This is a genomic window from Leisingera sp. ANG-DT (assembly GCF_000813785.1).
GTDB lineage: Bacteria > Pseudomonadota > Alphaproteobacteria > Rhodobacterales > Rhodobacteraceae > Leisingera.
This window is the reverse complement of record NZ_JWLE01000067.1, coordinates 1-1,088: the sequence shown is the minus strand read 5'-3', so window position 1 is coordinate 1,088 and position 1,088 is coordinate 1. Positions and strand designations below refer to the sequence as shown.

General features: G+C 66.0%; 2 protein-coding genes. One reads left to right on the top strand and one right to left on the bottom strand.

Annotated features, from left to right (window positions below):
- Positions 1–137 precede the first annotated feature (137 nt).
- Positions 138–410, bottom strand: coding sequence for a hypothetical protein (locus tag RA21_RS22470; RefSeq protein ID WP_241483545.1), 273 nt, complete (start codon positions 408–410; stop codon positions 138–140).
- Positions 411–480: 70 nt separating this feature from the next.
- Between RA21_RS22470 and RA21_RS21700 the strand changes: the two genes are divergently transcribed.
- On the top strand, positions 481–1,088 hold a 608-nt coding region (locus tag RA21_RS21700), incomplete at its 3' end, for a TetR/AcrR family transcriptional regulator (protein WP_052257746.1).

Here is a 1,088-nt window from a genome sequence, read left to right as displayed (position 1 = left end):
TGCGGGCGACGTCCGTCAGGCCTTCCTGCAGGGGCATCAGCATCGCCCCCAGAGAATGGCCAATCACATACATCGGCACGCCCGCATAGTGCCGCTGCATTTCTGTCCGGGCGGCTGGCTGATCCGCCAGCGCCCAATCACCCATGGTGGCCTGTGACCGGCGCGGGTGCATGCGCGCCGAGGCCCCGAAGTCCCGGTAATCGTAGGTTAGGCAAGCCATCTGCCGCCAGCCAGCGCGCGAAATGCCGGTAGTAACCCTGCGGCACCCCGGTTGCGCCATTCAGCACCACCGCTGCCCTGGCAGGTCCCGCAGGGTGATAGAGCCGCCCGGCCAGCGCCGCATCTCCGGCAGCAAAGCGCACGTCCTCCACCCGGATATCCGCGCTGTGTTCCGCATGGCTGTCGAGCATGGCACCCTCCTAGACCGATTGGTCTACTCCACCTCTGGACCATTCGGTCTAATGCTGTCAACCTGCCGCCATGACTGACGTGACGACACCCTCTGCCGCCCCGGACGGCCCCGTCCCAACCCGCGAGCGGCTGCTGCGGGCGGCCGCCGGCCTGTTCCGCAACAAGGGCTACAGCGGCACCGGCCTGGCGGAATTGCTGGCCGCGGCGGAGGCGCCGAAGGGCTCGCTCTACCACCATTTCCCGAACGGCAAATCCGATCTGGCCCTAGCTGCGGCGGACTGGGCGTCGGAGCAGATGATGGCACTGATCGACGCGTCTTTCACTCCTGCCCCGACGTTTCAGGAAGGCGCCAAGACGGTCTGTTACAAACTGGCGAAACTCTTTGACAAACAGGGCAAATGGAGCGGTTGCCCGGTGTCCGCCACCCTGTTCGAGGGGCCGGAGAACGAGGCCTTCCACCAGCACGCCGCCAAACTGTTTGAGGGCTGGATCACTGAAACCGCGGCCCACGCCCAGCGCCTCGGCCTGGCAGAGGCAGAGGCCCGCGCGGCGGCTGAGAATTTCTATATCCTGCTGCAGGGCGGCTGGCAGCTGGCCCGGGTGCGGCGCGATTCAGATGTGATCCGGGGGCTGCACCTGCAGCTGCAAACACCCGTGCACGCGCAGAAAAATGATTG